At 42.3% G+C, this 18,654-nt stretch carries 15 protein-coding genes; 9 read left to right on the top strand and 6 right to left on the bottom strand.

Annotated elements, in window-relative coordinates; all coding sequences use genetic code 11:
- The first annotated feature begins 240 nt into the window (after positions 1–240).
- Both carB and AC59JO_RS26825 read left to right on the top strand, forming a co-directional pair.
- Positions 241–3,057 carry a carbamoyl-phosphate synthase large subunit gene (carB, locus tag AC59JO_RS26830; RefSeq protein ID WP_497309322.1) on the top strand — a complete coding sequence of 939 codons (2,817 nt, stop codon included), beginning with the start codon at positions 241–243 and terminating at the stop codon, positions 3,055–3,057.
- A 99-nt stretch (positions 3,058–3,156) separates the two neighbouring features.
- Positions 3,157–3,804, top strand: coding sequence for a hypothetical protein (locus AC59JO_RS26825; RefSeq protein WP_497309320.1), 648 nt, complete (start codon positions 3,157–3,159; stop codon positions 3,802–3,804).
- A 239-nt stretch (positions 3,805–4,043) separates the two neighbouring features.
- Here the strand turns inward: AC59JO_RS26825 and AC59JO_RS26820 are convergent, their stop codons facing one another.
- Positions 4,044–4,928 carry a hypothetical protein gene (locus AC59JO_RS26820; protein WP_413670865.1) on the bottom strand — a complete coding sequence of 295 codons (885 nt, stop codon included), beginning with the start codon at positions 4,926–4,928 and terminating at the stop codon, positions 4,044–4,046.
- 198 nt (positions 4,929–5,126) lie between these two features.
- Complete coding sequence (locus tag AC59JO_RS26815) at positions 5,127–5,591, bottom strand: DUF4920 domain-containing protein (RefSeq protein WP_413670866.1); 465 nt, start codon at positions 5,589–5,591, stop codon at positions 5,127–5,129.
- A gap of 216 nt (positions 5,592–5,807) precedes the next feature.
- On the opposite strand from AC59JO_RS26815, the gene AC59JO_RS26810 reads away from it, so the two are divergent.
- A complete protein-coding gene (locus tag AC59JO_RS26810; RefSeq protein WP_413670867.1) occupies positions 5,808–7,175 on the top strand; it encodes a hypothetical protein in 1,368 nt (455 codons plus the stop codon).
- A gap of 327 nt (positions 7,176–7,502) precedes the next feature.
- Here the strand turns inward: AC59JO_RS26810 and AC59JO_RS26805 are convergent, their stop codons facing one another.
- On the bottom strand, positions 7,503–9,035 hold the full coding sequence (locus tag AC59JO_RS26805) for a serine hydrolase (protein ID WP_413670868.1): 1,533 nt from the start codon (positions 9,033–9,035) through the stop codon (positions 7,503–7,505).
- 108 nt (positions 9,036–9,143) lie between these two features.
- Between AC59JO_RS26805 and AC59JO_RS26800 the strand changes: the two genes are divergently transcribed.
- On the top strand, positions 9,144–11,327 hold the full coding sequence (locus AC59JO_RS26800; protein WP_497309317.1) for a S9 family peptidase: 2,184 nt from the start codon (positions 9,144–9,146) through the stop codon (positions 11,325–11,327).
- Positions 11,328–11,682: 355 nt separating this feature from the next.
- The gene (locus tag AC59JO_RS26795) at positions 11,683–12,177 is read left to right on the top strand and encodes a hypothetical protein (RefSeq protein WP_413670870.1); all 495 of its coding nucleotides are present in this window, start codon (positions 11,683–11,685) and stop codon (positions 12,175–12,177) included.
- Positions 12,178–12,271: 94 nt separating this feature from the next.
- On the opposite strand, the gene AC59JO_RS26790 is transcribed toward AC59JO_RS26795, so the two are convergent.
- Both AC59JO_RS26790 and mutY read right to left on the bottom strand, forming a co-directional pair.
- Positions 12,272–12,682, bottom strand: coding sequence for a single-stranded DNA-binding protein (locus tag AC59JO_RS26790; RefSeq protein ID WP_413670871.1), 411 nt, complete (start codon positions 12,680–12,682; stop codon positions 12,272–12,274).
- A 24-nt stretch (positions 12,683–12,706) separates the two neighbouring features.
- Complete coding sequence (gene mutY / locus AC59JO_RS26785; protein ID WP_497309314.1) at positions 12,707–13,753, bottom strand: A/G-specific adenine glycosylase; 1,047 nt, start codon at positions 13,751–13,753, stop codon at positions 12,707–12,709.
- Between the two features lie 516 nt (positions 13,754–14,269).
- Here mutY and AC59JO_RS26780 point away from each other — a divergent pair.
- The 3 genes from AC59JO_RS26780 to AC59JO_RS26770 all read left to right on the top strand — a co-directional run bounded on the left by AC59JO_RS26780 (position 14,270) and on the right by AC59JO_RS26770 (position 17,295).
- Positions 14,270–14,566, top strand: coding sequence for an HU family DNA-binding protein (locus AC59JO_RS26780; RefSeq protein WP_090534644.1), 297 nt, complete (start codon positions 14,270–14,272; stop codon positions 14,564–14,566).
- Between the two features lie 12 nt (positions 14,567–14,578).
- The gene (locus tag AC59JO_RS26775; protein ID WP_413670873.1) at positions 14,579–15,433 is read left to right on the top strand and encodes a tetratricopeptide repeat protein; all 855 of its coding nucleotides are present in this window, start codon (positions 14,579–14,581) and stop codon (positions 15,431–15,433) included.
- 311 nt (positions 15,434–15,744) lie between these two features.
- Complete coding sequence (locus tag AC59JO_RS26770; RefSeq protein ID WP_497309311.1) at positions 15,745–17,295, top strand: Rne/Rng family ribonuclease; 1,551 nt, start codon at positions 15,745–15,747, stop codon at positions 17,293–17,295.
- Positions 17,296–17,420: 125 nt separating this feature from the next.
- Here AC59JO_RS26770 and AC59JO_RS26765 read toward each other — a convergent pair whose 3' ends face one another.
- Complete coding sequence (locus AC59JO_RS26765) at positions 17,421–17,759, bottom strand: hypothetical protein (RefSeq protein ID WP_497309309.1); 339 nt, start codon at positions 17,757–17,759, stop codon at positions 17,421–17,423.
- 171 nt (positions 17,760–17,930) lie between these two features.
- Between AC59JO_RS26765 and AC59JO_RS26760 the strand changes: the two genes are divergently transcribed.
- Positions 17,931–18,611 carry a hypothetical protein gene (locus AC59JO_RS26760; protein ID WP_413670875.1) on the top strand — a complete coding sequence of 227 codons (681 nt, stop codon included), beginning with the start codon at positions 17,931–17,933 and terminating at the stop codon, positions 18,609–18,611.
- Positions 18,612–18,654: the final 43 nt, after the last annotated feature.

The following is an 18,654-nucleotide window of genomic DNA, read 5'->3' as shown; positions in this document are numbered from 1 at the left end:
TTTACGAAAATATTAAGCTTATTGTTTTACGAAAAGCGACATGATACTTAAAAAAAGCTGGGTGCAATTGCCGCAATATTAAATCTGAAAAAAAACATGAATCGTGTTTGTTAAAAGTCTATCTTTGCACCCCGACGCTGAAGTCGGGACTTCTTGGCTTTCAGCGCATAGGAAAAACCGTTTAAAGGCTTAACCGTCTTTAACTTTTGACTTAGAACTTTTGAATTAAAAAAAAGCCCTATGCCCAAAGACACCTCCATTAAATCCGTTCTGATCATCGGCTCCGGCCCAATCATCATCGGCCAGGCTTGCGAATTTGACTATTCCGGCTCGCAGGCTGCTCTCTCGCTAAAAGAAGAAGGCATCTCCGTTTCTATTATTAACAGCAATCCGGCAACTATCATGACGGATAAAGTTATCAGCGACCACGTTTATCTTCTGCCGCTCACCTGCGAAAGCATTGAGAAAATTTTAACCGAACAACAGATAGATGCTGTACTGCCTACCATGGGCGGTCAAACGGCATTGAATCTTTGTATCGAAGCGTCTGAACGCGGCATATGGGAAAAGTATGGCGTTAAAGTTATCGGTGTAGATATTGCCGCCATCGAAAAAACCGAAAACCGCGAAGCTTTCCGCCAGCTGATGGTTGACATCGGTGTAGGTGTTGCCAAATCAAAGATCGCCAACTCATTCCTTGAAGGTAAAGAAGGTGCGCAGGAAATCGGGTTCCCGCTGGTTATTCGCCCAAGTTACACACTGGGGGGTAAAGGTGCAGGTTTCGTTCACAGAAAAGAAGATTTTGATGCGGCCCTTAACCGCGGTTTGCAAGCTTCACCAACCCACGAGGTATTGGTTGAGCAGGCTGTGCTTGGCTGGAAGGAATACGAATTGGAGTTGCTGCGCGATAGCAACGATAACGTAATCATCATCTGTTCTATAGAGAACTTTGACCCGATGGGGATCCACACCGGCGACTCGATCACTGTAGCTCCCGCCATGACCCTGAGCGATCGTTGCTATCAGGAAATGCGTAACCAGGCTATCAAGATGATGCGTGCCATCGGTAACTTTGCCGGCGGTTGTAACGTGCAGTTCTCGGTAAACCCTGCTGACGAAGCTATCATCGCTATCGAGATCAACCCGCGTGTATCACGTTCATCAGCGCTTGCTTCAAAAGCTACCGGTTACCCTATTGCTAAAATTGCTGCGAAGCTGGCTATAGGTTATAACCTCGATGAAATTGAAAATCAGATCACCAAAACCACTTCGGCTTACTTTGAGCCTACATTGGATTACGTGATCGTTAAAATACCTCGCTGGAACTTTGATAAGTTCAAAGGCGCTAACAAAGAACTTGGCCTGCAGATGAAATCGGTAGGTGAGGTTATGGGTATCGGCCGCAGCTTTACAGAGGCTTTACAGAAAGCCTGTCAGAGTTTGGAGATCGGTCGTGCGGGTTTAGGTGCCGACGGTCGCCAAAGCCGTAACCTGGAAGAAATTATGGCCAGCCTGGAGCATCCAAGCTGGGACAGGTTGTTCCATATCTACGACGCTTTGAGCCTGGGTGTGCCTATCGAATCGGTACGTAAAGCAACTAAAATCGACCGCTGGTTCCTGAACCAGATCCAGGACCTGGTTAACCTGGAAACAGAGCTTCGCCGTTACTCGCTAAATAACGTTCCTGAAGATTTCCTTTACACACTGAAGCAAAAAGGTTTCTCAGACGTGCAAATAGCCCATATCTTGGGTAATGTAACCGAGGAAGATGTTTATCAGCGCCGCAAAGCCCTGGGCATGCACCGCGTTTACAAAATGGTTGATACCTGCGCTGCCGAGTTCCCTGCAAAAACTCCGTACTATTATTCAAGCTACGAAGGCGAAAACGAGTCTGTAGCATCCGACAGGAAAAAGATCATCGTATTAGGTTCGGGCCCTAACCGTATAGGCCAGGGTATCGAGTTTGACTACAGCTGCGTGCACGGTTTACTTGCCGCAAAAGAAGCAGGCTTTGAAGCCATCATGGTTAACTGTAACCCTGAAACGGTATCAACCGACTTTAACATGGCCGATAAGCTGTACTTTGAGCCGGTTTACTGGGAGCATGTGCGCGAGATCATCGAACTTGAGAAACCTTATGGCGTAATTGTTCAGCTGGGCGGTCAAACTGCCCTTAAAATGGCTGAGAAAATGCACGAACACGGTATCCGCATTATTGGTACATCATTCGATAATATGGATATTGCAGAAGACCGCGGTCGTTTCTCTGATCTGCTGAAAGACCTTGATATCCCGTATCCAAAATACGGTGTAGCCGAAAGCGCTGAAGAAGCCCTTGAAGTTGCTCACAAAGTTGGTTATCCGGTACTGGTAAGGCCAAGCTACGTATTAGGTGGCCAGGGCATGAGCATCGTGATCAACGATGAAGACCTGGAGAAAGCGGTAGTAAGCCTGCTGCGCAACCTGCCGGGTAACCGCGTGCTGATCGACCACTTCCTTGACCGTGCCGCTGAGGCCGAGTCTGACTCGATCAGCGATGGCGAGGACGTACACATCATTGGTATGATGGAGCACATTGAGCCTGCCGGTATCCACTCGGGCGACTCATACGCGGTACTGCCTCCATTCGATTTTTCGGATAGTGTTATCCACCAGATTGAAGAATATACCAAAAAGATAGCTAAAGCGCTTAACGTACGCGGTTTGCTGAACATTCAGTTTGCGGTTAAGGATGATAAGGTTTATGTAATTGAAGCCAACCCACGTGCTTCACGTACTGTGCCTTTCATTGCTAAAGCTTATGATGTGCCTTATATCAACATAGCAACCAAAATTATGCTGGAAAGCAATAAGCTTAGCGACTTTACCATCGAGCGCAAACTATGGGGCTATGCCATCAAAGAACCGGTATTCTCATTCGATAAATTTCCTGAGGTTACTAAGGAGCTTGGCCCTGAAATGAAATCAACCGGTGAGGCTATACGCTTCATCCCTAACCTGCAAGATCCATACTTCAGGCACTTGTACAAAGAGAAATCGATGTACTTGAGTAAATAATTAAAACATTAAATTGCAGCCTTTGTAGTTTAATTGCTAATAACGTGAACCTGCAACCCTAATTGCAGGTTCATTATTGTTGTACTTAGTTACTATAGATTGAAAGTTAATACGGCTAATGGTCAGGAAATCAACCTCAAGAGCGTTGATCCTGATGATATGGATGATGTTTTATTGAAAATTGAAAAATCATTTAACATCAGTTTAAACGACGCATCAGCAAACGATGTACAAAACTTTGGTAAACTTTGCGACGTTGTTCTAGAAAAAGTAAAGAAAACAAATGATGGCTGTACTACACAGCAGGCATTTTACAAACTCCGTAATGCTATCAATGCATCGGCAGGGCATGATAAGGATATCATAAAGCCCCAAACCAAACTCACCGACCTTTTCCCGCGCGACAGTCGTATCGAGGCCGTGGCAGCCATTGAAGAAGAGATGGGTTTCCAGATAAGTTTACTTCAACCCAAACAATGGATAGTTAACCTGTTTTCGATGATTTTGGTAGTCAGCTTCGTGCTGGCCTTCTATTACCTGGCTATAGGTATTGCCGGTATGGTAGTAGCCGGCGTTGGCTTAAAACTTGCAGGCCGCTTCGGAAAAGAAATGCATGTGAAAACCATCGGTGACCTGGCCGAAAAAATTGCGCGCGAACACTATTTAAAATGCCGTCGCGATGCATCTACAGTAAATAAGAACGAAGTTTCTGAAAAATTAAGGCAGCTCATTGTAACAAATGCTTAATATTGATCGTCGGGGTTTATGTATCACAGATTAACCCTGGCTATTAATTGAATTTTCATGGCGACTACCTGAAAAAAGGGATCCGACCAACAGCTGTAGCTTGGGTACGACTTGTTTATAGTTTCTCGTTTACCCGGCTTGAATAGTGTCCATGCGCTTGTTTTCGGAAATGGCCTAAATAACAAAGGCATATCAAAAACGCGAGCTAACAGGCTTGGCGTTTTTGATATGCGAATTAATTACTTAACTTTTATTTCAATGTTGTAAGCAGTGCCTTTATGCTTGTAAGCAACGCTGAACGTATTATCTGTAAAGCTTGCTAATTGAAATACGTTATTGTTGCTTTCACCCTTTAGCTGGGCAGTTATCAGCACAATTCCATTCTCAAAGCTAACATTCGAGACGAGGAACGGCTTGTCAATTATATCCTGGGATACATCCGTATCACTCGCGCCCAATTCGTATTTTTTCTGAGCAGTAAAATCTGTTTTAGAGCCTATTAATAATTTGAATTTTTCGTAATCCGGCAAAATGTTAGAGTAGCCCACGCCGGTTAGGTTGGTTTCGGTGGTTGAGCCACTTTGAAAATAGCCTCCATATTTATTACCCTCGGTACGTTGATTGGTAAGATAGACAATATTAGCTCCGAACATTGCCGCCTGGATCTTCATTTTATGATACGCCCTGTCTTTAACCCTCTCCTGGTTTGAAAATACGGTAGTTCCTTTAGCTTTTGAACTCACATCCGTTAATTTGTATAGTCCTTTAACTTCACTTTCAACTGCGGTAATGGTTACTTTGTCATAATCCATTACTCCGTTAATTGTTTTATATGATGTTGCCTCGGCAAAAGTTTGAACACGGCCACTTTTGAATACTATTTTCTGTATAGTGTTTTTATAAACTGAATTTAGCAAATCCTCACCTGGGTAGGAATACTTAACTGCATCTGGGGTAATCTCTTTAACGTTGCAGGCGATTTTGGCATTGTTGGAAATAATGGTATCAACCTGAGCCTTGCTTGTAAGGGACGAAGCAGTGAACAAAATAGCTAAGGTAAATATTTTAAATAAAGGTAAAGGTCGAAAATTTTCGGTAAGCCCGAAAAGTAAAGTTTGATTCATGACACGTTTAAGTTAATTAAGTCATCAAATATAATAAAGATCACTTAATTAAGCTATTGTTCATTCTATTGATTAATTATATTTAATGAGCTTGTAGGTCAAAAATTCGGTTTTCGGCATTCGTTAATGCTTACTACATAGTTTTTATTAAGGGGTTGTTTTAATCAACCTCTTGTTATTTAACATAGTTTTGCCTGCCTATTTATCTACCATCAATCCCTTTACCTCAAAACTGATCTTTCGGTCGGAATTGGCGTTTGCCTTATGCTGTTTTTTGCCGTTAACGGTATCTCCTGCCATATGTTGAAGATCGTTGGCAATAAATTGTTTGGCAGCTACACCTGTAATGATTACTGTACGGCCTGCAAGCTGCTTTGGCAGGTTTATGCCTGCATTGGTAAAATGAGCGGAAATAATCCGGTTATAGCCAGCGCCAAGTTCAAACCAGCCTCCTTTTTCTTGGGTTACTTTAATCACCTTGCCGGTTATAACGGTAGTAATCCTTGTTTTTTTACCCATAAAGGTTTCCAGCTTTGAGGCTTGCATTAAGGCTGCGGTATCGGGCTTTTCGCCAAATACCATACCGTGTGGTAAGGGCACATGCTTTTGTGCAATAGCTACATTAGCAATTAAAATGGATATGAGCAGCAGTATTAGTTTCATGGTGCTTAAATAACAACCCTTCAGCAAAAATGTTGATGAGTTTTTGATTGCTTAGGTAATGCTACCTGTTTGTTTTTATGGTTTATAAGCTGTGATGAGCCCATCGCCTGTAATAAGTATGTTAATATTTGTTAAAATGTTACTTTAAAGTACTTTGCTACGTATTGATAAGTTAATTTTGCTTACTTTACTACATAATAACTTTTAAACTAACTCGTGAAAAAGAGCTTTACTAAAACAATTTTATTTGCCGCATTCTTAATAGCCGTTGCTTTAGCAGGCGCAAGCTGCAGTAAAAAAGACGCCACAGTTGTAAGCGTGCCAACTTTAACTACAATGGATGTGGTGACTGCCGAAACAGGAACAATAGCCTATACAGGTGGTTTATTCAACGGAACGCAGGATGTGAGCCTGAGCAGTTATGGTATTTGTTACAGCTCATCAAATCAAACTCCTACTACGGCCGACAATAAAACTAAAGATACCGTAATCCAGTTTGCCTATACTACCAAAATTACAGGTTTAAGCCCTAAAACAACTTATTATGCCCGGGCTTATGCTATAAACAGTGCAGGTACCGGTTATGGCAAGGTTGTTCAGTTCACTACAGGTGATGGTACAGCATCAACAGGTGGTACAGTTAGTACGCTTGCTGGTAATGACGGGGCCGACTTTATTGACGGTTTAGGCAGTGCTGCTTTTTTTAACAGTCCGCAGGGATTAACTGTAGGCACTGATGGGAATATTTATGTGGCCGATTCATTTAACAGTGCCATACGCAAAGTTACCACAGCCGGAAATGTTACCACGCTTTCGGGTAATGGTACTATAGGTTATGTTGACGGGCCTATAGCAACCGCGCAGTTTTATGCCCTGCAAGGTTTAGTTACGGATGCGTCGGGCAATATGTATGTTGCCGATTATGGCAACAACAATATACGCAAAATAAGCGCGGATGGCGTTGTAAGTACTTTTGCAGGCAGCGGCGATGCCGGATATACCGACGGTACCGGTACCAAGGCTACATTTAACAGTCCGCGTGCATTGGCAATTGACGGTTCGGGAAATATTTTTGTTGCCGATCTTGGTAATAACCTTATTCGTAAAATAACTCCGGCAGGTGTAGTTACCACGTTTGCAGGCAGCAGGGGCGCAAGTTACCTGGACAACGAAACTGCAACCAGCGCAACTTTTAATAAGCCTAACGGCATAGCTATTGATGCCAATAACAACATATATGTTGCTGAGGCGCTTAATCATACAATCCGTAAAATAACTCCGGAGGGTGTAGTTACTACTTTTACCGGTGGTAATAAACAAACGGCCCTTCTCGGCGGCCCTTCGGCCATTGCCTTTGATAAAAACTCGAACCTTTTCATTGCCGATCAGAATGGGAGGATCCTGGAGATTACAAAGGATAAAGTATTAAAAGTAATTGCCGGTAACGGAACAAACGGCTTTGCGGAAGGTGTTGGTACTGCCGCTAAATTTAACTCGCCGCAGGGTATCACTGTTGATGCCGGCAACAATGTTTATGTAAGCGATTATTACAATAACCGCATCCGTAAGATTGTGTTGCAATAAGCGGTTTACCTAACAGATATTTTTAACGCCATAACAACTTCCAGTTTTGGGAGATGTTATGGCGTTGATTCTTTATAGGGTTTTTTATTTAGAGAAGGGTCACCGGGATTTTTAAAACTCCCCTGTTGAGAGGGGGCGCGAAGGATCGGTGTGATAGAAGGGGTGTGCTATGCGCTTAGATCGAAGCGGAACACACCCCTCCGCCCCTCTCAAGAGGGGATTCGCACAATCCCACGCTTTTGTGCAGTCTGTCTTTCATTCATAGAATACAGGAATAGATTCAATATGTTTTTATTGAAATCCTGTCACCTAATTTAGTTCCTAATCCTAATTCTTCTTAAAATCATAAGCTCCCCGTTCCACAAAATCAGCCACTTTTACACGTACACCGGTAACCTCGCCATTTTGTACGGTAAAAGGAAATACTGCTTTACCGAGGGTTGGGTCAGAAAAGGTCACGTAAAAACGGTTGCCACCAAGTGGTTTTAACAAAGCATACATTTTGGGATGATGTTCAAAACGCATTTCAAGGTTGTTGCCTTCGCCCTGGGTAACTTCCATGCTGCCATAAAAATCATTGCTGTATTTGCCGATGTATTTGTTGGGCAATAGCAAAGGTTTAGGGTTTAAGGCAACTGAATCTTTCAGCTTTCTGTCCTCAGCCTGTTCTGTTGCGGTATTAGCTTTATATTGTTTTAAATATCCCTCGCTATAATTGCGGAATGGCTGTTTAAAGTAAGCATCTAAAATATCCCATCGCAGGGCCTCAAACAGCTCATTCTGATCGGTATTGGTTAATATAACGATGCCCAGGTTATCCTGCGGAGAAAGTGTTACAGACGACAGGTAACCATTTACCCCGCCATCGTGCATTACCAGTCTGTGGCCTGAGTAATCCTGTATAAACCAGCCTAAGCCGTAAAGCTCAAAATTGTTTTCGCCGTTCATATGGTGAACGCTGCCCACGATATCCTGGGGCTGGCGTGTAGCCTGGATAGCTGCCGAAGGGATCACCTGGCGCTGGCCTACCTTACCATCGTTCAGCAGAGCAAGCACCCATTTGCTCATGTCATTTACCGATGAGCTGATTGCCCCCGCAGGCGCCAGGCCATCTATCTGGCAATAGGGGATAGGTGTAAGCCTGCCATCAACAATAGTGTGCGGCACGGTGCGGTTTATGGAAGTTGGCAGATCTTTGCTTAAAGCTAAAGTATTACCCATGCCAAGCGGCGCAAAAATAGCTTCTTTCAGATAAGCCTCCCACGAATGGCCGTTGGTTACCTTTGGGATGATTTCGCCGGCAGTTAAAAATGCGGCGTTGGTATAACCCCAGCGTGTGCGGAACGGATAGGTAGCTTTAAGCTTACTCAAGCGAGCAATTACGTCCTGGCGGGTAAGGTTGGTGTTGTAAAAAGTAAAGTCGCCCTGAAAGGTCTGAAAGCCGAGGCGGTGACAAAGCAGGTCGCGCACCTGTACCAGCTCACTTGCATTCTTGTCTTCCAGTTTAAACTCCGGAATGTATTTGGTCACCTTTTCATCTAACGATAACTTTTTGTTGGCCTGGAGCATGGCAAGTGCTGTTGCCGTAAAAGCTTTGGTATTGCTTCCTATCATAAACAGGGTGTTTTCATCAACCTTGTTCATAAGCCCAAGCTCTTTAATGCCATAACCTTTCATGAGCACTACCTTGTTATCCTTCACAATACAAACGGCCATGCCAGGTACACGCCAGTTGGTTAAGGCCTTGCTGATATAGAGGTCTAAACTATCTTTAATGAATTTGCTCCTGTCGGCCCGCTGGGCGTTAACTGATGCAAAAAATAACATGCAGGCAGTGAGCAATAGAGGTATTTTTTTCATTACAGAGGGCTTTAGATTTCTTTATTGTGCTAAATTAACGCAAAATTTACAGTGACGTTACTTAATAAATAAAAATAACGCTGCTCTATTAATTCAAACTAAATGTATATGAAATTTTACCGTTCGGGATTAATTTTCCTTACCGCGCTACTGTTAATTATTCAGCAAAATATCGCCCGTGCACAACGGGCCGCTGTAAACTGGACTAAAGACGGCTACCAGTATTACCGCATTACCGGTGGGCAGATTATCATGATCGACGCCCGCGATACCTCTAAAAAAACTGTTTTTATCACCAAAGAAGAATTGACCCCTGCAGGCAAAGCGCCTATCAGCGTAAAAAGGTTTACCGTGAGCGATGATAACAAAAAAGTGCTCATCAATACCAATACCAAAAAAGTGTGGCGCTACGATACCCGCGGCGATTATTGGGTTTATGATTCAAATACAAAAAAACTTTGGCAGCTGGGGAAAAACCTGCCCGAATCGTCGTTGATGTTTGCCAAGTTTTCGCCTGATGGCAGCAAAGCAGCTTATGTAAGCGGACATAACATTTATATGGAAGATTTAGCTGATGGTTCGGTTAAGCAATTAACTACCGATGGCACCCAAAAACTCATCAATGGTACTTTTGACTGGGCTTATGAGGAAGAGTTTGGCTGTCGCGATGGTTTCCGTTGGTCGCCGGATAGCAAATCAATTGCGTACTGGCAATTAGATGCAAGCAAAACCAAGACGTACCTGATGATCAACAATACCGATTCTGTTTATCCGTTTGTTGTGCCGGTTGAATATCCGGTTGCGGGCGAAAACCCAAGCTCATGCAAAGTGGGAGTTGTTAATACAGCTACCGGCAAAACCACCTGGATTAATGTACCCGGTGATGCCATACAGCATTACATCCCCAATATGGAATGGGCCGATAATTCAAACGAAGTTATTCTTGAACAGCTTAACCGTGCGCAAAACGAGAGCCGTGTGTTTATTGGTAACGTATCAAACGGAACAACCCGCGTTATCCGTGAGGAACACAACGACTCATGGATTGACGTTAAAGCCCGTGTAGCAGGTGGCGACCCTGTGGGCTGGGGTTGGATTGAAAAAGGCAAAAGCTTTTTATGGTTAAGTGAAAAAGATGGCTGGCGCCACCTTTATAAAGTAACCCGCGAAGGTAAAGAAACACTGATCACCAAAGGCAACTATGATGTAATCAGCATTGATATGATTGACGAGGCTTTGGGCTATGTATATTTCATCGCATCACCTGATAATGCAACTCAAAAATATCTGTACAAAATTAAATTAAGCGGTGGTAAGGCAGAGCGTGTTTCGCCTGCTGATGAGCCGGGAACGCATAGCTATGATATTTCACCCAACGGTAAGGTAGCGCTGCACAATTTTAACAATAGCTATACCCGTCCGCAAAGCGAGGTAATTAGCCTGCCCGAGCACAAGCACATAGGCGGTACGGTAATAGCCGTTGATAAGGATGCTAAAAACAAACCTGAGTTTTTCAAAATAAAAACTGTTGATGGCATTGAAATGGATGGCTGGATGATGAAACCAACCAATTTCGACCCGAATAAAAAATACCCTGTTGTGTTTACTGTTTACGGCGAACCAGCTTCACAAACTGTAACTGATACCTGGGGGACAGGCCGTAACAGGCTGTATGAAGGCAGTATGGCCGATGACGGGTATATCTACATGTCTGTTGAAGGTCGTGGCGCTCCGGCCCCCAAAGGCACAGCATGGCGTAAGGCTATTTACAAAAACATTGGTATCATCAACATCCGCGACCAGGCCATGGCTGCCAAAGAGATTATCAAATGGCCGTTTGTTGATTCAACCCGTATTGCAGTGCACGGCTGGAGTGGCGGTGGTTCATCAACCCTTAACCTGATGTTTCAGTATGGGGATATTTACAAAACCGGTATCGCAGTAGCGGCTGTTGGTTCACAGCTTACTTATGATAATATTTATCAGGAGCGATACATGGGCGTACCTACCGATGAGGCTGGTCGCGCAGCATTTATTAAAGGCTCGCCGGTTACTTATGCAAAAAACCTGAAAGGTAACCTGCTTTATATTCATGGCACGGGCGATGACAATGTACATTACAAAAATGCCGAGTTGCTGATTGATGAGCTGGTTAAATACAACAGGCAGTTCCAGCTGATGTCATATCCTAACCGTACGCATTCGATATCAGAAGGCGAAGGTACAACACAGCATTTGCGCACGCTGTTTACGCAATACCTGAAAGCTAAATGCCCTCCGGGAGGAAGATAAACACAATTGCAGGCAAAGCGGCTGATCATCATGGTCAGCCGCTTTTTTTTGCAGATACTTAAGCGATATATAGTTTCTATTTAATTAACTTTATTAACAAAAAGGGGGTTGACAGGGTTAACACAATTTAGCGCTAATTTTTACTTAAACTATTTATAATAAGATAGTTAAGTGTTTTTTAGGCCAAAAAAGTGTTAACCCCCTTTTTGTATATTATCGCCACATTTCAACTCATAGATAACGCAACCCGAAAGGTGGTTAAGGCTAATTTGATTTATGATAGGCCTCTTTTGTTTTCGCCCCTAAAAGAGTATGTTGCTGTATCGTTATACTTTTTTTTAGCGTAACCATTGATATGAAACAGTTTACGAATCCTGCAAAAGCGTTAGGCTTATTAGCTATTATTTTAGTAACTGCATTTTGGGGCTGTCATAAAGAGACGGTAACAAAGAGTGAGCTAAACATATCCGGAAAATGGATTGTTCCGGCTGCCTATTCAAAACAGTGGATACAATATGAATACGATTTTAAAACCGACCATACATTTGAAGGCACGGTGACCAGTATTGACTCAGCTTCCAAAAAGCTTATCGGAACATCATCCAAAAGGGTTGGAAAATATAAGATCCAGAATTCGGTATTAACCTTATATGATATAACCGATTATCAAAACAAAAACAACGCATTTGGGCTTGTTTCGGAACTGGTGGCTATTAATAATATTATTGCGGTAACTGCCAATTACAATATGGTTTTAAATGCCGGCGGAGATGTACTTACGCTGACATATATATGCGGGCCGGCCGAAGATTGTACAGCGCCGCAGGGGGTGAACTATTTTAAACAGTAACTGGTTCATAACTCTCCGATACCCTAACAAAAATGCCAGCAGCAAGTGCTACTGGCATTTTTATTTAGGGTAGTTTTGGTAAAGTATCGGCAAATTAATAATCCTCGGCATTTAAATGATCAATAAACGAATCCCCGTTTTTTGAAGGTGATTTTAATGGCTCAGTTTCAAAATCACTTTTGCGGCCAAGCATAGTAAAGTTTTCAGCCACAATTTCGGTAGTGTACTTTTTAATACCCTCCTTGTCCTCAAAGGAACGGGTTCGCAACTTACCTTCAATGTAAACCAGCTTCCCTTTTGAAAGAAATCTGGCAGCAACTTCGGCTAACCCGCGCCACATGACAATATTGTGCCACTCGGTTTGTTCAACCTTTTTGCCATCCTTATTAAAGGTTTCTGAAGTTGCCAAAGGGAAACTCGTTACAGACACCCCGCCTTCTAAATTTCGTACTTCAGGGTCTTTCCCCAAATGGCCAACGAGTATTACTTTGTTTATTCCAGACATGCCATAAATTAACGCAAAATTATTTTACAAATTAAAAATATTTTTTAATAATATAAAAATGATTTTCGGCAGTGCTAATTCCGGCAGGTTTTGAACGTTGATTTTTACCCAGTTTTCGCCCATTTTTAAAGGCTGATGATTTGTTTTTATCAGCCTTACAAAAAGCCGCTGGTGGGTAAGGATGTGTTTATGAACCGGCGAAACTTCAATAGCCTCAATATCATTACCAAAAACAGCTAAAACATCAGGTTGTTTCAATAATTCTTCAAGACTTAAAAGTGTATCTGTTTCAACCATAGGCAAATCAAACATATTAGCCCATATATCCTTATCGCCCCTTTTGTTCATTAAAATGGTATCACCTTCGGTTATCAGGAAATAATTAAAGAACCGTTCGCGCACTTTTAAGGTTTTTAACTTAACCGGCAGAGCAGTTATTGCGTTGGTCTTAAATGCTACACAACCGGTACGGATTGGGCAAATATCACAGTCGGGATTTTTGGGTTTGCACAGCATTGCGCCAAACTCCATCATAGCCTGGTTATGTAATCCCGGAAATTTCTTATTAAGAAAATCGTCGGCTGCCTGTTGAAACGTTTTTTTACCCAAGGTTGAGTTGATGGGCTCGTAAATGCCCAGATACCGGGCCAGTACACGGTAAACATTGCCGTCAACTACAGCTTTAGCTTCATTGACGGCAAACGAGGCAATGGCGGCGGCGGTGTATTCGCCGATACCTTTAAGTTTTATCAATTCATCATAACTATCCGGAAAGCGGCCATTATAGAGCTCCTGCACCAGCCGGGCTGTTTTGAGCATGTTACGCCCCCTTGAGTAATAACCCAGTCCCTGCCACAACTTCAGGATCTCATCCTCATGGGCAGCGGCAAAGCTGCTTACATCGGGATATTTTTCCAGGAAGCGATAAAAATAAGGCGTGCCCTGTTCTACACGGGTTTGCTGCAGGATGATTTCAGACAGCCAAATCACATAAGGATCGGTAGTATTACGCCAGGGGAGGTCGCGTTTATTGTTTAAGTACCATTGTACCAATTCGTCGGTAAAATTCATCGCTGTAAAAGTAATTAAGAAACAAGAAGGCAGGAAGAATCGGGAGAGAAGAAATCAAGAACCAGGAAATCACGAATCAAGAGAAGGAATTAGGGGACAAGAAATCAGGAATCAAGAGACAAGAAATCTGTAATTAAGAATCAGGATGTTAGGAACCAGGAGGCAGGAAACAAAGGACAGAAAACGGGAATTGAGAAACAGAAAATCGGCAAACGGGAGAGGCAAAATTCAGAAATGAGAGATAAAATATTAGCAGCTAACCTGTGAAATTGCAAGCCTTTACTACGAGCCGGAATGGCAGATTTTCACACTTTTTTTCACACTTCTTTACACTTGTAAATTGAGATTTAAGTCGCGATTTATAAGCCTCTCATACTCAAAATTGTAACGAAAATGTAGGTTTTACGCCGTTGGCAAAAAAAAACGGATAAATATTTCGCTGTTAACGGATAAAGCAATACTTTTGCAACCCCAAAACAGTTAAGTATTTATAAAATAAAATTAAGTAAATAAGATATGACTAAGGCAGAAATTATAACTGAAATCTCATCAAAGACAGGTATAGAGAAAGTAGACGTGCAGGAAACTGTTGAGGCGTTTTTCAAAGTTGTTAAAAGCTCAATGGTTGGCGGCGAAAACGTATACGTTAGAGGATTCGGTAGTTTTGTGGTTAAAAAAAGAGCTAAGAAAACAGCACGTAACATTTCAAAAAATACTGCCATCATTATCCCTGAGCACTTCGTGCCAAGCTTTAAACCGGCTAAAACTTTTGTTGAGAAAGTAAAGTCAGGTAACAAAACCAGCAAAAAATAATTATACGCCATCATGAATAAAAAGCAAATAGTCGTTAGTGCAGCCGTAGTTGTTATTATGGGCTATTTGTATTGGTTGCCCGTAAAAGGTTTAGTAAAGCCTAAAGACGATAAAAACAGCAAACCGGCTATGGCTGCCTCCGCAGGCGCCGCTAAACCGGCTGCTAATGTTACCGTTGATATGGTATCGGCCCCTGCCAAAGCAGCTATTGGGGATGCATTGGCAGCTAAGATCAACGACCTTGAAGCCCAGCTAAAAAAAGCATCAGACGCAGATGCGCCGGCTTTGCAAACGCAACTGGCTAAGCACTGGGACGATGTTAACCAGCCTGCACCTGCAGCGTTTTACTACCAGGCATTAGCCCGAAAAGAAAACAAGGTTCAAGACTGGATAAATGCCGGTAACCGTTTTAATGATGCATATAAACTTACACAGGATACTTTATTTCAACCTGCGTTTGTAAATAATGCTGCCGAAGCATTTCAAAATGCTTTGAAATTACAACCCGAAAGCCTTGAAGGTAAAACCGGGTTGGGCATAGCTTACGTTAATGGCGCAGCCGGCCCTATGCAGGGAATTGCGCTGTTACTTGAGGTTGTTAAAAAAGACCCGAAAAACTGGAACGCTAACCTTAACTTAGGTATGTTCGCCATGAAATCGGGTCAGTATGAAAAAGCGGTAGGCAGGTTTAAAACACTGCTTGCGCAAAAGCAGGAACTGGAACCTACTTTCTATTTAGCCGAAAGCTACAAGCAATTAGGCATGAAAAAGGAAGCTATCGACGCTTACCAGAAATGCAAAGAAATGATGCCTGACCCTGTATTCAGTCAGCGCATTGATGGATATATTAAGGAATTAAATAACTAACACACATTTAAAAATTATTATTATGCCGAGCGGTAAAAAACGTAAAAGACACAAAATGGCTACCCACAAACGTAAAAAACGTTTAAGAAAAAACAGACATAAAAAGAAATAAGCATTTGTGTTAAGTCGATAGTACTTAGTCTTCAGTACAAAGTCTTTTTTCCCGACTTTAAATTTTCGACTAACGACTTAAGACTAAACATTAGTGATTTTACCTGCCCCAAACCGGGGCGGGTACTTTTTATTTATTAGTGTTTTTTTACCCACTTATTAACACACGGTTTTTGCCGTTATAAGAAATGGAGTAGCAATTGATAAAAGAATTAATTATCGATTCATCCCCCAACGGGGCTACCATTGCATTATTACAGGATAAACAACTCGTAGAGCTTCACAAAGAACAGGTAAGCAACAACTACACAGTTGGTGATATTTACCTGGGCCGTATCAAAAAGATCATGCCCAGCCTAAATGCCGCCTTTGTTGACGTTGGCTATGAGAAGGACGCCTTTTTGCATTATCTTGATCTTGGTCCGCAGGTACAGAGCCTGCTTAAACTGACCAAGCAGGTACGTAGCGGGGGATATCAATCTAAGCTATTGGATGGGTTTAAGCTTGAGGCCGATATCAATAAGGGAGGAAAAATCTCCGAGATATTAACCAAAAACCAGCTTATCCCGGTACAGATAGCCAAAGAACCCATATCAACTAAGGGGCCGCGTTTAAGTTCCGACCTGTCAATAGCAGGCCGGTATGTTGTTTTAGTACCCTTTTCGGAAGCAATTTCCATTTCGAAAAAGATAAAAAGCAATACCGAGCGCACACGTCTTCGTAAAGTAGTTGAAAGCATTAAGCCAAAGCATTTTGGCGTTATCATCCGTACAGTTTCCGAGGGTAAAGGGGTTGATGAACTACAGAAAGATCTGCTTGACCTGATCTCGAAATGGGAACAGTTTATTACCAAGCTGCCATCTGTTGAGCCTTCAAAAAAGGTATTGGGCGAAATTGGGCGTACGTCAACTATCCTCAGGGATATCTTGAACCCCGATTTTCAGCACATTTATACCAACGACAACGGTATGTTCGAAGAAATTCGGTCGTACGTTCATGAAATATCGCCCGATATGGAAAATATAGTCCGCCTGCACAAGCACAAGGAGCCTATATTTGACCACTTCGGGATCGAAAAGCAGATCAAAGGCGCGTTTGGAAAAACGGTAAACCTTGCCGGTGGCGCTTACCTGGTAATTGAGCATACCGAAGCCCTGCACGTTATTGATGTAAACAGCGGTAACCGTACAGCCAGTAAAGAAAACCAGGAAGAGAACGCTTACCAGGTAAACAAAGAAGCCGCCAAAGAAATTGCGAGGCAGTTACGCCTGCGCGATATGGGCGGTATTGTGGTGATCGATTTTATCGATATGCACAAACCGCAAAACCGTAAGGAGCTTTTTGATTTTCTGCGTGCCGAAATGCAATACGACCGTGCTAAGCACACCATTTTGCCTCCAAGCAAATTTGGATTGGTGCAGATCACCCGTCAGCGTGTAAGGCCCGAAATGAACATTGTTACCAGCGAGGTTTGCCCAACCTGTAACGGAACCGGCACTATAAGGCCAACCATTTTGCTGATGGACGATATTGAAAACAATTTCAATTACATCCTTACCGAGCAAAACGAAAAAGGGATTACCCTGTGCGTACACCCATATATTGAAGCCTACATTAAAAAAGGCATCTATAACCGCCAAATGAAGTGGTTTATCAAATATGGCCAATGGATCAAGGTTAAAAGTAACCCATCGTACCAGATCACGGAATTCCATTTCTTCTCATCAAAAGACGAAGAAATTAAACTGTAAAACTTTCAGAAGTGCAACTGTTTGAAAATGGCACAAATTAAAGATCTTTAAAAAGAGCAGGTGTTTGGATGAGCACCTGCTCTTTTTTTGTTTGGGGAGCATGACTGTGAATTATCGCCGCCAAGCTATTTTGTAAACATCAGTATCCTATGATCCTTTTGTTTTATTAATTTGTACATATCTGATCCCCTTCTTTTGATTACGAAATCGCCAATTTCAATTTGGTGGCCAGTATCGTATCCGGCACCTATATAGTATTCTTTATTGTCAACTCTAATTGTTGGAAATTGCTTAACATCATACCGAATATCTATTACGATGCCTATAAACTCTATATTTCGGTTTTCCTCGTCGATTTTTTTGTCTTGATTGAACCAATATATCAAGACAAAGGAAAAAATTACAACGGCAACAAATATTGCGGATAGAAAAAGCCCTTTATTTTTTTCTAATTCTTTATTCATAAAAGTATTTAACCCTGTTCCTGGTCGAAGTTACGCTACGCAGACTTCGACCAGTCGGGAATGATTTAAGTTTTACAGATGCTAAACTAAAATCAGTTGACTGACTGGGGGGGATTTTTTGCAAATATCTATAAGAATATCAGTATATTTATATAGTTAACAGCACATTATATGGCAAACGAATCTGAACCTGAAAAAAAGACAACGCGGCCCACTGCCGACGAAATTTCTACCAGAAAGCTTGAAGCATGGCTCGGCTTTATCAAAACGCTCGGCTGGCCGCTTGTGGTGCTCCTTTTTTTAAGTATCAATTGTAATGGTATAAAGAACATTGTTGATGAGATACCCCAAAAACTTCAGGAATCGGATAAGGTAACTGTTGGCAGTCTTTCTCTTGAGATAACAAAAAGAGCTTCTCAATTAGGAGTGCCTGAACTGGGCGAGATCACAAAAGGTCTCTCAGCAGAGGCCATAGAACAGTTGTTAATCACCGGTAACCGAATAAATACATACCCCGGCACAGTAGCAGATCGGGCAAATGAAATAACTGTTCCGGCAGGGAAGTTTAAAGCGGCTCTGTTGGAATTGGAAAAAAATGGACTGATAGCATTTAGCGTACCAATTAATGATTTTGATGAACGCCTGAAGCAATTTGAACCCAATCATGAGCATAATGGCAGCGTGGGGAATCAAACGGGAGAAGATGAAAGGAGTAATTATGTGTTGACTCAGGAGCAAGCTAAAGAGTTTATGAGTTTCCTGACATCAGAAAATTACCGTCTTACTGAAAAAGGGCGTAAAGCGTTTGATTTAATAGTATCTGCTGTTAAAACCAATATTAAAGCCGATTAAGGAATATGGAAAGAATTGAATGATATAAGTGAGTTGTATTCTT

This window comes from Mucilaginibacter sp. A5337 (assembly GCF_059690695.1).
The sequence above is the reverse complement of the archived record's forward strand: the minus strand, read 5'-3'. Positions and strand labels throughout refer to the sequence as shown.